Origin of the sequence: Herbaspirillum hiltneri N3 (assembly GCF_001267925.1) — a bacterium.
In the GTDB taxonomy this organism is placed as follows: domain Bacteria; phylum Pseudomonadota; class Gammaproteobacteria; order Burkholderiales; family Burkholderiaceae_D; genus Herbaspirillum; species Herbaspirillum hiltneri.
Map to the genome: position 1 here is coordinate 3,483,444 of NZ_CP011409.1, position 12,845 is coordinate 3,496,288.

9 protein-coding genes are annotated in these 12,845 nt (G+C 60.5%); 6 read left to right on the forward strand and 3 right to left on the reverse strand.

Annotation, left to right across the window (positions count from 1 at the left end):
* Positions 1-4 precede the first annotated feature (4 nt).
* From F506_RS15920 to xylB, 3 genes are read left to right on the forward strand one after another with little or no spacing between them, the layout of a single operon-like run.
* On the forward strand, positions 5-1,096 hold the full coding sequence (locus F506_RS15920; RefSeq protein ID WP_053199007.1) for an ABC transporter ATP-binding protein: 1,092 nt from the start codon (positions 5-7) through the stop codon (positions 1,094-1,096).
* A 37-nt stretch (positions 1,097-1,133) separates the two neighbouring features.
* Positions 1,134-2,024 (forward strand): AraC family transcriptional regulator, encoded by an 891-nt coding sequence (locus F506_RS15925; RefSeq protein WP_053199008.1) that lies wholly within the window; start codon positions 1,134-1,136, stop codon positions 2,022-2,024.
* Positions 2,025-2,037: 13 nt separating this feature from the next.
* Positions 2,038-3,498, forward strand: coding sequence for a xylulokinase (gene xylB / locus F506_RS15930; RefSeq protein WP_053199010.1), 1,461 nt, complete (start codon positions 2,038-2,040; stop codon positions 3,496-3,498).
* Positions 3,499-3,510: 12 nt separating this feature from the next.
* On the opposite strand, the gene fghA is transcribed toward xylB, so the two are convergent.
* Both fghA and F506_RS15940 read right to left on the reverse strand, forming a co-directional pair.
* Positions 3,511-4,359 (reverse strand): S-formylglutathione hydrolase, encoded by an 849-nt coding sequence (gene fghA / locus F506_RS15935; protein WP_053199013.1) that lies wholly within the window; start codon positions 4,357-4,359, stop codon positions 3,511-3,513.
* A gap of 1 nt (position 4,360) precedes the next feature.
* Positions 4,361-5,467, reverse strand: coding sequence for an S-(hydroxymethyl)glutathione dehydrogenase/class III alcohol dehydrogenase (locus F506_RS15940; RefSeq protein WP_029363022.1), 1,107 nt, complete (start codon positions 5,465-5,467; stop codon positions 4,361-4,363).
* Between the two features lie 440 nt (positions 5,468-5,907).
* Between F506_RS15940 and F506_RS15945 the strand changes: the two genes are divergently transcribed.
* The 3 genes from F506_RS15945 to F506_RS15955 all read left to right on the forward strand — a co-directional run bounded on the left by F506_RS15945 (position 5,908) and on the right by F506_RS15955 (position 11,528).
* On the forward strand, positions 5,908-9,063 hold the full coding sequence (locus F506_RS15945) for an EAL domain-containing protein (protein WP_053199015.1): 3,156 nt from the start codon (positions 5,908-5,910) through the stop codon (positions 9,061-9,063).
* Positions 9,064-9,230: 167 nt separating this feature from the next.
* Positions 9,231-10,820 carry an ABC transporter substrate-binding protein gene (locus F506_RS15950; protein ID WP_053201713.1) on the forward strand — a complete coding sequence of 530 codons (1,590 nt, stop codon included), beginning with the start codon at positions 9,231-9,233 and terminating at the stop codon, positions 10,818-10,820.
* 147 nt (positions 10,821-10,967) lie between these two features.
* Positions 10,968-11,528, forward strand: coding sequence for a DUF7482 domain-containing protein (locus F506_RS15955; protein WP_053199017.1), 561 nt, complete (start codon positions 10,968-10,970; stop codon positions 11,526-11,528).
* A gap of 1 nt (position 11,529) precedes the next feature.
* On the opposite strand, the gene F506_RS15960 is transcribed toward F506_RS15955, so the two are convergent.
* Positions 11,530-12,771 carry an MFS transporter gene (locus tag F506_RS15960; protein WP_053199019.1) on the reverse strand — a complete coding sequence of 414 codons (1,242 nt, stop codon included), beginning with the start codon at positions 12,769-12,771 and terminating at the stop codon, positions 11,530-11,532.
* Positions 12,772-12,845 lie beyond the last annotated feature (74 nt).

The window sequence follows — 12,845 nt, forward strand, 5'->3', positions numbered from 1 at the left end:
CGACATGGCCAGCATTGTTTGTGACAAGCTAGCAAAAAATTACGAAGGCAATCCGGTTGTCCATGATTTCAGCATGGAGATTGCCGATGCTGAATTCATCGTCTTGCTCGGCCCCTCCGGCTGCGGCAAGTCAACCATTTTGCGCATGATGGCCGGACTGGAAGATATCAGCGACGGCGCGTTGCACATCGGAGCGCGGCAGGTGAACGATCTGCCGCCGCGCGAGCGCGATATCGCCATGGTATTCCAGAACTACGCCCTGTATCCGCACATGACGGTGTATGACAACATGGCCTTCGGTCTGCGCCGTCTGAAGACGCCTGAGAGCGAAATCAAAATCAGAGTTGAACAAGTGGCGCAGATGCTTAGCCTGGAACCGCTGCTGCAGCGTAAGCCGAAGCAAATATCGGGAGGCCAGCAGCAACGCGTGGCGATCGGTCGCGCCATGATCAAAACGCCTTCGGTGTTCCTGTTCGACGAGCCGCTGTCAAACCTGGACGCCAAGCTGCGCGCTCAGCTGCGCGGTGATATCAAGCGTCTGCATCGCCAGTTGGCGACTACCTCGGTCTACGTCACGCACGACCAGCTGGAGGCCATGACACTGGCTGATCGCATCGTTCTGTTAAAAGCCGGACGCATCGAACAAATCGGCACGCCGGCGCAGATATACAACCATCCGGTATCCAAATTCGCCGCGGGTTTTATCGGCACCCCCGCCATGAACTTCATCGACTGCGTCGCCAGCCAAGAAAACGGGATGACGGTACTCGACAGCGGTGCAGCCAAATGGCGTTTGCCGCAATCCTTGTTTGCAATCGCTCATGGCCAGCCAGTAGTACTGGGAATACGCCCCAACCACATGTCCATCATGGGTGTCGACGACGAGTCCATCGAAGTGCAAGGTCGTGTCGATCTGGTCGAGCTGCTCGGGGCGGAATCCTTGGTCAGTCTGCTGCATGCCAGCCATGAAATCAGTGCGCTGGTGCCGGCCAATCGCTGCCCGCAGACAGGAACGCAAGTATGCTTTAATGTCTCGATCAACAACCTACATGTGTTCGATGCGGAGTCAGGTCGCAGCCTTGTGTTGCGCCATTGATATCCCTTGTTGCCAGGTAGTCAAAGGAGATAACATCGTGCGCCCCGACCTTGAGCTTATCCAGAAAGTGCAGTATCAGTCATTCCGCGTCTGGTCTCACGGCTACCCGCACCAAGTAGCGCGCTGGCACTATCACCCCGAATATGAACTGCATTATTTGCGGCAGACGCACGGCAAGATGTTTGTCGGCGACTACATCGGTGACTTCGGACCAGGCAACCTGGTGCTGGTCGGCCCGAATATTCCGCACAACTGGGTAAGCGAACTGGCGCCCCGCGTGAGCATCGTGGAACGCGACCTGGTCCTGCAATTCGGCGCCGACTTCATACAGGATTGCATGGCCCTGTTCCCTGAATTTGGCCAGATGCAAAACCTGCTCGATGATGCGCGTCTCGGCGCGCAGTTCGGAGAAGACGCAGAAGTACGCGCAGATGAAGCCCTGTCTGCCATGCTCACCGCCAGCGATGCGCGACGCGTGATCCTGTTCCTCGATCTGCTGGACTACTTGTCGCGTGCGCCGCGCGTAATGCTGGCCAGCCCCAGCTACGATCCGGGTGTCGACCAGCGTCGCAACGCCGTCATCAATCAGGTGCTCTCCTACATCCTGGAAAACTACACGTCCGATCTGCGAGAAGCCGATCTGGCCGAGCTGACGCGGATGAGCTGCGCAACCTTCTCGCGCTTCTTCCGCAAGCATACTGGCCTGACCTTCGTCCAGTACGTCAATCATCTGCGTCTGAATCGCGCCTGCGAACTATTGATGCACAGCGAGCTACCGGTGACCGACATCTGCTACCGGGTAGGCTTCAACAACGTCTCGCATTTCAATCACCAGTTCCTGCAAAAGAAACAGATGTCGCCCTCCAAGTTTCGAGCCTGTCATCTGACCCAAAGCAACAGCGCTCTAAGCCAGCCCGCGATGCAGTAAAAAGGATTCATTCATGTATTTAGGTATCGACCTCGGCACTTCCGAGATTAAAGCGATGTTGGTCGACGGCGACAATAAGCCGATCGTCAGCAGTGCCGTCCAACAGATCATCAGCAGACCCTATCCGCTGTGGTCGGAACAGAGCCCGGAAAACTGGTGGCAAGCGACCTGCGAAGCATTGGAGCAATTGCGCAGATCTGCACCGGCCGCGTTTGCAGAGGTGCGTGCAATCGGCATTTCAGGTCAGATGCACGGCGCCGTGCTGCTCGACGGACGCCATCGCGTACTGCGACCAGCCATACTCTGGAACGATACTCGTTCTTTCGCCGAATGCATCGAACTGGAAGCCTTGGTGCCGGAATCGCGCGAGATTACCGGCAATCTGGCAATGCCCGGCTTCACTGCACCCAAGCTGCTGTGGCTGCAAAAGCACGAACCAACCGTATTTCGCAGCATTTCAAAAGTACTGTTGCCAAAGGATTACCTTGTCTACCGCCTCACTGGCGAACTGGTGTCTGACATGTCGGATGCGGCAGGTACGTTGTGGCTGGATGTCGCCCGCCGTGACTGGTCTGAACGCATGTTGACAGCTACCGGCCTGACGCGCGAACAGATGCCCGCCCTGATTGAAGGTTGCGAGGTCGCAGGCAACCTGAAAGAAGATCTTGTCCGCCAATGGGGTCTCAGCGGGACGGTCGTGGTGGCCGGCGGCGCAGGCGACAACGCGGCCTCGGCAGTGGGCGTCGGAGCGGTCAGTCCCAACAGCGCGCTGGTGTCGCTTGGCAGTTCCGGGGTGATATTCGTGTCCACTGATCATTTTTCACCGAATCCGGCGCAGGCAGTGCATGCCTTCTGCCACGCACTGCCGGATCGATGGTGTCAGATGAGCGTGACGTTGGCGGCAGCCACCAGTCTGTCTTGGGCCACCCGCCTCACCGGACATGGCAGCGAAGCAGCGTTTGCTAAACTGGCCGAAGACGTCGTAATGGAAACAGCGCCAGTATTCCTGCCCTACCTGAACGGCGAGCGCACACCGCATAACAATGCGCAAGCCACAGGCATGTTCGTCGGACTCACCTCAAATACCGATGCTGCGGCGATTGCCTATAGCGTGATGGAGGGGGTGGCGTTCTCGCTGGCCGACGGCTACGCAGCATTGACGGCGGCAGGCACCCGCATCGAGCAGGCAGTATTCGTCGGCGGCGGCGCCCGCAGCCGTTTTTGGGGGACGCTGGTGGCATCTGCTTGCGGCTTTACTTTACAGCGACCGAGGGGCGGCGACCTCGGCGGCGCCTTTGGCGCAGCCCGGCTGGCACGAATGGCTGCCACCGGCGAAGCTGCCGAAGCGGTATGCAGCCGCGTGCCCGACGAAGACCTGATCAAGCCATCAGCCATGCTGGCCGCAAGGCTCAAGCCGCGTCACGAGCGTTATCAGCGCTTGTATCGAACGATTAACGAGAAGGCATTGTTCTGAATCATCGGCCATTCAGGCCGACAGGATGCGATGGTGAAATCGCAAGTGATCTTCCATGAACGTCGAGATGAAGTAGTAGCCGTGGTCGTAGTCGTCATGCCGGCGCAATTCCAGCGGCTGTTTCGCTTCGGCGCAGGCGGCTTCAAATTCCTGCGGCAACAATTGCTCCGCGAGGAATTTGTCAGCTAGCCCCTGGTCGATCAGGATGCCTTGCGGGAATGGCGTCGCGGTCTTGCGCATGAGCGCGCTGGCGTCATGCTCCAGCCAGCCCGCACGATCACCGCCGAGATAGTTGCCGAACGCCTTTTCGCCCCAGGGGCATTGCGACGGCGCAGCGATCGGCGCGAACGCCGACACCGAACGGTAGACGGCCGGATGGCGCAGCGCCAGCGTCAACGCGCCATGACCGCCCATCGAATGGCCGAATACGCCGATCCGGGCCGCATCCGCAGCGAACTCTTTCACGATCAATGCGCGCAGCTCCTGCACCACGTACGACTCCATGCGGTAGTGCTTGCTCCACGGCGCTTGCGTCGCATCGAGGTAAAAGCCGGCGCCCGCGCCGAAGTCCCAGGAGTCGCTTTCGCCGGGGATATTCGCGCCGCGCGGACTGGTGTCCGGCGTCACCAGCATGATGCCGAGTTCGGCGGCGACACGCTGGGCGCCGCCCTTGATCATGAAGGTCTCTTCGGTACAAGTCAGCCCGGCCAGGTAAAACAGCACCGGCACCGGGCCTTGCTTCGCCTGCGGCGGCGTGAACACCGAGAAACGCATCGGCAGGCCGATCTCCTGCGAGTCGTGCTTGTAAAAACCCTGCACGCCGCCGAAACAGGCGTGCCCACTCAACAGTTCCGGCGCCACGTCAGAACTCGACGACGGAGCGGATGGATTCGCCGCTCTTCATCAGGTCGAAGCCTTCGTTGATGCGTTCCAATGGCAGCTTGTGGGTGATCAGGTCGTCGATATTGAGCTTGCCCTCCATGTACCAGTCGACGATCTTCGGCACGTCGGTGCGACCGCGTGCGCCGCCGAACGCCGAGCCCTTCCAGACCCGGCCGGTGACCAATTGGAACGGACGGGTGCTGATTTCCTGGCCGGCTGCGGCCACGCCAATGATGATCGACTGGCCCCAGCCCTTGTGACAGCACTCCAGCGACTGGCGCATGGTGGTGGTGTTGCCGATGCACTCGAAACTGTAGTCGGCGCCGCCGTCGGTCAGGCCGATGATGGCGTCGACGACGTTGGAAACGTCCTTGGGATTGATGAAGTCGGTCATGCCGAACTTGCGCGCCATGGCTTCACGACCAGGGTTCAGGTCGACACCGATGATCTTGTTGGCGCCGACCATTCTGGCCGCCTGGATCACGTTCAGGCCGATACCGCCGAGGCCGAAGACGACCACGTTGGCGCCCGCCTCCACCTTGGCGGTGAACAGCACTGCGCCGACACCGGTGGTCACGCCGCAGCCGATGTAGCAGACCTTGTCGAACGGCGCATCTTCACGAATCTTTGCCAGGGCGATTTCCGGCACCACGATGTAGTTGGAAAACGTCGATGTGCCCATGTAGTGGAACAAGGGCTTGCCGTCGAGCGAGAAGCGGCTGGTCGCGTCCGGCATCAGACCTCGACCCTGGGTCGAGCGAATCGCCTGGCACAGGTTGGTCTTTTGCGAGAGGCAGAATTTGCACTCGCGGCATTCCGGCGTGTACAGCGGGATGACGTGGTCATCCTTCTTCAGGCTCTTGACGCCGGGACCGACATCGACCACCACGCCCGCGCCTTCATGGCCGAGGATGGCCGGGAAGATACCTTCCGGATCGGCGCCCGAGAGCGTGTAGTAATCGGTATGGCAGATGCCGGTGGCCTTGATCTCGACCAGCACTTCACCGGCCTTGGGGCCACCCAGTTCGACTTCCTCAATGGTCAATGGTTTGCCGGCCTGCCAGGCGACTGCTGCTTTGGTCTTCATGAATGTCCCTTTGATCTGTTGATGGAAAATGTCGGCGTACTTGTAGAATCCGTCCGCGTGCACATGGCGTATCGGAGACGCCTTCCCGGTGCATTGCGAACGGATCGCATTCCGGGCCGGCGCCTGCACAAAAAATAGGCAATTAAAACGCCTTCCGCCGAAGCCTCGTATTATCGCATTGCCAGAGGGAATTGGTTTGCAAGGAAATAATCGTCCTTCGCTCAAGGAAGCCGAACTTTGTCCGTAAACGACCTGTCTGCGTTTGATCGACGGATGACAAAGCATTCTGCTTGCGGTATGGTTAATCCATAAAAAGACGATTCACAGAAGAAACAGAACAGGAATCGATCTTGACAAGCAACATTCCTCGCGGACAAGAACAACTACCGGGGGACACCGGTTTTGTTTTGATTACAGCAACATCACTCAATACTGGCCAAATGGGAAAAGGGATAAAGTCGCTAGGAAGGGCAACCAGTACATTACGGACCTTGCTTTTTTTTGTGGTGTTCGTCATCGCCGTCATCAGTGCTCAGACATGGTGGGAAGTCGAGCAGGACCGGCAGTTGACGATCGCTTCCGAAAAAAGCAGCTCCATGGTGGCCGTACGCAGTGTCGAAGAACACGCGGAACGGATACTGGCCGATATCGACCACATGCTGACGTCGGCGTCAGTCGCCATCCAGACTGCGGACCAGCACATTCTTGACGACGACGTCGGCCTCTATCAACTGCTCTCCAATGAAAAGCAGGCGCTGGCTCCGGTGCAATCGCTGCGTTTCGTCGACATGACCGGCGTCAGCCGCGCCAGTTCGATGCGCGTAGGTGCGACCGAGATCGAACTCAACGATCTGCAACTGCGCGAGGTCGACGCCAATCCGGCGTTGCCGCACTATTTCATCGGCACGCTGGCCAAGAGCCGCTCCAACCAGGAACTGGTCCTGCCCATCGCCCGCAATCTTTACATGCGCGGACAACACGTCGGCATGATCGTGGCCGAACTGCGGGTGTCCTATTTCTTCGACTTCTATAAACGCATCACCAATTACCAGGCCATCGTGTCGCTGCGCAAGGATGACGGCTCGCTGATGATCCGTTCGCCGTTCGAGCAGGCCTGGCTGGACAGAAGCCTGCGCGACGCCAAGAGCATGATCCACATCCGCAACGGTCCGGCCGAAGGCGCCTTCGAGGAATATTCGGCGCTGACCGGCGAGTACCTGCTGTTTACCTACAAGAGGATTCCCGGTTCGGGCATGGTAGCGGTCTACGCCCGCCGCATGGACGACGTGCTGTCGCCATGGAAGAGCCGCACCCTCAACCGTATCCTGCTGTCGATCGGCATCAGCGGCTTCATCGTGCTGGCCCTGATCGCCTTCCTGATCTACTACAACTACAAGCAAAAACGTGACGACGTACTGACCGAGAGCGAACACCGCTATCGCAAGCTGTACGAAGAAGGTAGCGATCCCATCGTCCTGCTCAGTCCCGACATGCTGTACATCGACTGCAATGCGGCCGCCGTGAAGTTCTTCGGCGTCGCCGACAAGCAGCGCATCATCGGCAAGAAGGTCGGCCTGTTCTCGCGCCAGAGCGCCCTGCAGCTGCAACAGCCGGACATCGCCAAGCTGATCGAAAAGGCCATCGACGGCGAGCCGCAGCAGTTCGAATGGGTCACCATCCGCCGCCACAAGATCATCTACACCGACGTCACCATCAACCGCACCGAGCTGGACAAGGGCTTTGCGATTTTCGCGATCCTGCGCGACATCAGCGCCCGCAAGCGCGCGGAGCTGCTGCAGGCGACCCAGAACCGCATCCTGCATCTGGTCATGACGGATGCCGACCTGGAAGATATCCTGAAGGAAATCGTGCTCTTCGCCGATTCACAGATCCCGCAAAGCATCTGTTCCATCCTGATGCTCAACGATGACAACACGCACTTCTCGGCGATCATCTCCGCGCGCCTGTCCGACCGCGCGCGGCACGGCTACATGACCATGCCGATCGCGCACGGCAACGGCGCCAGCAGCGAAGCCGTGATCACGCGCATGCCCTACGTCGTCAGCGACATCCAGAGCGACCCGGTGATGAACAACGCGCGCCAGTACATCAATCTGGAAGAATTCCCTTCCTGCGGCTCCTGGCCGATCATGGGCCGGGAAGGCCAGGTCCTCGGCGTGTTCTCCGCCATGCTCAAGGAGCACGGCATCCCCAGCAGCGAATACCTGCACCTCACCGGCGTTGCGGCCGATCTGGCCAGCGTCGCCATCGAAAGCCGCAAGGCCGAAGAACGCATCCGCCATCTCGCTCACTACGACGAACTTACCGGCCTGCCGAACCGCTTCCTGTGCACGCAGCACATCAGCAACGCCATCGCCCACGCCGAACACCGTGGCGGCCAGGTGGCCGTGTTCCTGATGGATCTGGATCGCTTCAAGAACATCAACGACACCTTCGGCCATGAAACCGGCGAGGCGCTGCTCAGCGAAATCGCGCTGCGCTTCCGACACTGCCTGCGCGAGCTGGACATCCTGGCGCGCGTCGGCGGCGATGAGTTCATCGTCCTCGTCGACGACTACGACGATCCGCTGCAGCTCGGCGAGATCGCCCAGAAACTGCTGTCGGTCGCGCGCAAGCCTTTCGACATCAGCGGTCACGAATGCCAGCTCAGCACCAGCATCGGCATCGCCACCTATCCGACCGACGGCGCCAACGCCCAGACGCTGATCAAGAACGCCGACATCGCCATGTACCGCGCCAAGCACAACGGCAAGGACGACTACCGCTTCTACTCGGACGAAGTCAACACCCATACCGTCGAACGCATCGCGCTCGAAACCGAGCTGCGCCGCGCGATCGAACGCCGCGAATTCGTGGTGCATTACCAGCCCAAGGTCGAGCTCACCAGCTCGCGCATCGTCGGCGCCGAAGCACTGGTGCGCTGGCAGCATCCGGTGCGCGGCCTGCTGCCTCCGGCCGAATTCATCGGGCTGGCGGAAGAAGCCGGGCTGATCGACCAGATCGGCTTGCTGGTGCTCGACAGCGCCTGCGCCGACATCGCCAAACTCAACCGGCTCGGCCTGCCGTTCGGACGCATCGCCATCAACCTGGCCGGCAGCCAGTTCAACGACGACAACCTGCTGGCCGACATCCAGCGCGTCGTGCAGGCGCGCGGCGTGTCCTCCGCCAGCCTGGAATTCGAGATCACCGAGAGCATGGTGATGCACAACCGGGAACAGGCCATCGCCATCATGGACGGCATCCGCGCGCTCGGCTTCACGATCTCGATCGACGACTTCGGCACCGGTTATTCGTCGCTGGCTTACCTCAAGCGCTTCCCGGTCGACAACGTCAAGATCGACCGCTCCTTCATCACCGACATCCCGCACGACGCCAACGGCAGCGCCATCGTCCAGGCCATCATCGCGATGGCGCACGCGCTCAAACTCAAAGTCGTCACCGAGGGGGTGGAAACCGAAGTGCAGTTGCAAGCCTTGCAAGTATTCGGCTCCGACGAATACCAGGGCTACTTCTTCAGCCGCCCCATCCCGCATGAGAAATTCGTGGAGATGCTGCAGCGGCACCATCCCGGCTGAATCCCTGCCGCGCATGTTCCGGCGGCAGGAAATTCCCAATGCATGTACATTGACGCTGTCACACCGCTTGCACGCATTTTCTGCATAAGCAAATAGGAACTTTGTTGCACCTGCATCAACAAGTCCTCATAAAATAAGCCTGTTTCAAATCATTCATGGGAGTCGTGATGGCATTGTCCTTCAAGAAAAAATTGCTCAGCCTGGCGTTCACCGGCCTCGCCGCCGCAGCCGTGCTGCCGCTGACAGCACAATCATCGCTGGCCGCCGAACTCAAGCTCGGCCTGTTCGCCGACGTGTCCACGCTGGACCCGCATTTCAACAACATCGCCCCGAACATCTCGCTGTCGTCGCACCTGTTCGACGCGCTGGTCAACGTCGATGCAACCGGCAAACTGATCCCGGGCCTGGCGGTATCGTGGAAAGCCATCGATCCGACCACTTGGGAATTCAAGCTGCGCCGCGGCGTCAAGTTCCATGACGGTTCCGATTTCACCGCCGAAGACGTGGTGTTCTCGCTCGACCGCCCTGCCACGCTGACCAACAGCCCGGGCCCGTTCACCAGCTACACCAAGCAGATCGTCGGCAAGGAAATCGTCGATCCCTATACCGTGCGCCTGAAGACCGCGACGCCTTATGGTCCGCTCGCGCTGGACGTCAGCACCATCTTCATCGTCTCCAAAAAGGCCGCGCAAAACGCCACCACCGAAGACTTCAACAGCGGCAAGGCGCTGATCGGCACCGGTCCGTTCAAGTTCGGCAACTTCGAGCGCGGCGACAGCATCGAGCTGGTCCGCAATGACAGCTACTGGGGCGGCAAGGCCGACTGGGACAAGGTCACTTTCCGCATCCTGACTTCGGACGGCGCCCGCCTGGCGGCATTGCTGGCCGGTGAAGTCGACGCCATCGACAGCGTGCCGCCGGCCGACGTGCCGAAGCTGAAGACCAATCCGAAATTCAGCCTGGTGCAGCGCACCTCGTGGCGCACGATTTTCTGGACGCTGGACCAGTCGCGCGACAAGACGCCTGACATCACCGACAAGTCCGGCAAGCCGCTGGACAAGAATCCGCTGAAGGACATCCGTGTCCGCCAGGCGATCTCCAAGGCCATCAATCGTCAGGCCCTGACCGAACGCACGCTGGAAGGCCTCGGCACGCCGGCTTCCAATATCGTCGCGCCGGGCATCCTCGGTTATGCCGACAAGCTCAAGGTCGAGAAATACGATCCTGAAGGCGCCAAGAAACTGCTGGCCGAAGCCGGCTATCCGAACGGTTTCGCGCTGACGCTGCATGGTCCGAACAACCGCTACATCAATGACGAGCGCGTGGTGCAGACCGTGGCGCAGTTCCTCAGCCGCGTCGGCATCCAGACCAAGGTGGAGACTTTCCCGCTGTCGGTCTATTTCGGCAAGGCGCGTAATGGCGACTTCAGCGTTGCCCTGCTGGGCTGGGGCACGCTGGCCGGCGACTTCGGCCTGCGCACGCTGGTCGGCACCACCGACGCCGCCACCGGCTGGGGCTCGTGGAATTGGGGCAAGTACAGCAATCCGCAAGTGGACAAGCTGGTGCAGTCCTCGCTCAGTTCTGTCGATGAAAAGCAGCGCCAGGATTTCGCACAGCAAGCCGCCACCGTGGCGCTGAACGACTACGCCGTGATCCCGCTGCATCACCAGTATGCAACGTGGGCCGTGCGCAAGGGCCTGAAGTACACCCCGCGCATCGACGAATTCACCTTCGCGCATCAGTTCCATCCGCAGTAAGCGCAAGCAAGCCAGCAGTGATGACAAAAGGCCTGCCGGTTATCCCGCAGGCCTTTTTTCCTGGGACGGACGGATGTCGTTGTAATATTTCGCCAGCCCGCCGCGACTCACCTGCGGCGTTCCGCCTTCTTCCATGATCGGTAAAACATGACCAGACATTTCCTGCATCTGCTTCCCGCTTTCGTTGCCGCCTGTTGCGGCCTCTCGCCGGCGCACGCCCAAGCCACCGGCGACATCGTCGAACTGCCGCTGGTCTCCGGCTGGTACGACGGCAAGGTGGTGCGCTACGTAACCACCGACGTCTCCGACAAGAAGGCCGCGGCAGAGATGGGCGCCAACTACGTGCCGCGCCTGGCCAACGCCCTCAGGCAACTCCAGCCCGGCCAACCGGGTGCGGTCGAGCGCATCTATTCATTCGTGAATTTCAAGCAAGGCGGCGTGCTGCCGTCGCTGCCCTCACCCATCGGCGCGGCCAACGCCAACCTCAACTATTCGCCGCTATGGCAGGTGCACAAGGTCACCTGGCTGGCAGGAAAGCAGCCGCGCATATTGAAGTCGGAAGAAGAAGTCCTGAGCGCGGAAGAAGCCGGCCAGGTGAGCATAGAAAAGACCAGCCTGGTGGTCAATTGCCCGGTGGTGTTTTCAGAGGCGGACGGGCCGCTGCCGCACGTGAAGATCCATCTCGCCAACCAGGATCCCGAGCCCTGATTCAGGATGATTTTTTACTGGTGTTGTCGACCAGGCGATCGACCTGGAACAGCTGCGGGAACAGCCTGATCCACAGCGCCACCACCAGCAGCGTGCCGATGCCGCCGATCAGCACCGCCGGCACGGCACCGAACCACGCAGCAGTCAGGCCGGACTCGAATTCGCCAAGCTGGTTCGAGGTGCCGATGAAGACCGAATTCACCGCGCTCACGCGGCCGCGCATTTCGTCCGGCGTCTCCAGCTGTACGAAGGTCGAACGCACCACCACGCTGATCATGTCCGAGGCCCCCAGCACCACCAGCGCCAGCAAGGACACGGCGAAAGACTGCGACAACCCGAATACGATCGTCGCCAGTCCGAAAATTCCTACCGCGATGAACATGGTGCGGCCGATGCGGCCCCTGAGCGGATTGCGCGCCAGGAAAATCGCCACCGACAAGGCCCCCACCGCCGGCGCCGAGCGCAACAGTCCGAGTCCGACCGAATTGGTGTGCAGGATGTCGTGCGCGTACACCGGCAACAGCGCCGTCGCGCCGCCCAGCAGCACCGCAAACAGATCGAGCGAGATCGCGCCGAAGATTGCCGGCTTGCTGCGGATGTAGGCGATGCCGGCGAACACCGATTTGAGCGTGGCGTTCTCGCGCTTGACCGGCGGCGTTTCCACCTTGATCATCGACACCAGCACGCTGCACAGCACGAACAGGATGCAACTGGTGATGTACACCGTCGACGGCCCGGCCACATACAGGAAGCCGCCGATGGCCGGTCCGATGATGATTGCCACCTGCGTCGCCGATGCCGAACCGGCCACCGCACGCGGCAACAGCGACGGTTGCATCAGCGTCGGCAGCATGGCCGACATGGTCGGCTTGCTGAAGGCGCGACCGGCACCGATGACAAATACGATGGCGAAAATTGCTTCCTTGGTCAGCCAGCCGCCCAAACTGCCCGCCGCCAGCAAACCGGCGGCAATCGCTTCCACCAGAATACTGAAGCGCGCGACCTGGCGACGGTCATGCCGGTCCGCCACATGGCCGACCACGAAGACGAGAAACAGAGAAGGAATGAACTGCACCAGCCCCACGATGCCGAGGTCGAAGGGGCTGCGCGTGAGCTGGTAGACCTGCCAGCCGACGGCCACGATCTGCATCTGCAGCGCAATCGTGGAGGCTACGCTGGCGAGCCAGAACAATCGGAAGGAACGGTGATGCAACAGCTGTTCTGGCGCGATGGCAGAGGTCATTGGCGAGGATTCTTCTTGTGCGGGATCGTGCGTGGAAGCGGGTGCTGCGAGGATTGCAGCGCGCGGATATACTA

Bases quoted from the DNA above. Each gene is read 5' to 3' on its own strand.
- F506_RS15940 (WP_029363022.1), bottom strand. From the start codon at position 5,467: ATGAAGACCAAAGCAGCAGTCGCCTGGCAGGCCGGCAAACCATTGACC.
- F506_RS15955 (WP_053199017.1), top strand. From the start codon at position 10,968: ATGACCAGACATTTCCTGCATCTGCTTCCCGCTTTCGTTGCCGCCTGT.
- F506_RS15920 (WP_053199007.1), top strand. From the start codon at position 5: ATGGCCAGCATTGTTTGTGACAAGCTAGCAAAAAATTACGAAGGCAAT.
- xylB (WP_053199010.1), top strand. From the start codon at position 2,038: ATGTATTTAGGTATCGACCTCGGCACTTCCGAGATTAAAGCGATGTTG.
- F506_RS15945 (WP_053199015.1), top strand. From the start codon at position 5,908: ATGGGAAAAGGGATAAAGTCGCTAGGAAGGGCAACCAGTACATTACGG.
- F506_RS15960 (WP_053199019.1), bottom strand. From the start codon at position 12,771: ATGACCTCTGCCATCGCGCCAGAACAGCTGTTGCATCACCGTTCCTTC.
- F506_RS15950 (WP_053201713.1), top strand. From the start codon at position 9,231: ATGGCATTGTCCTTCAAGAAAAAATTGCTCAGCCTGGCGTTCACCGGC.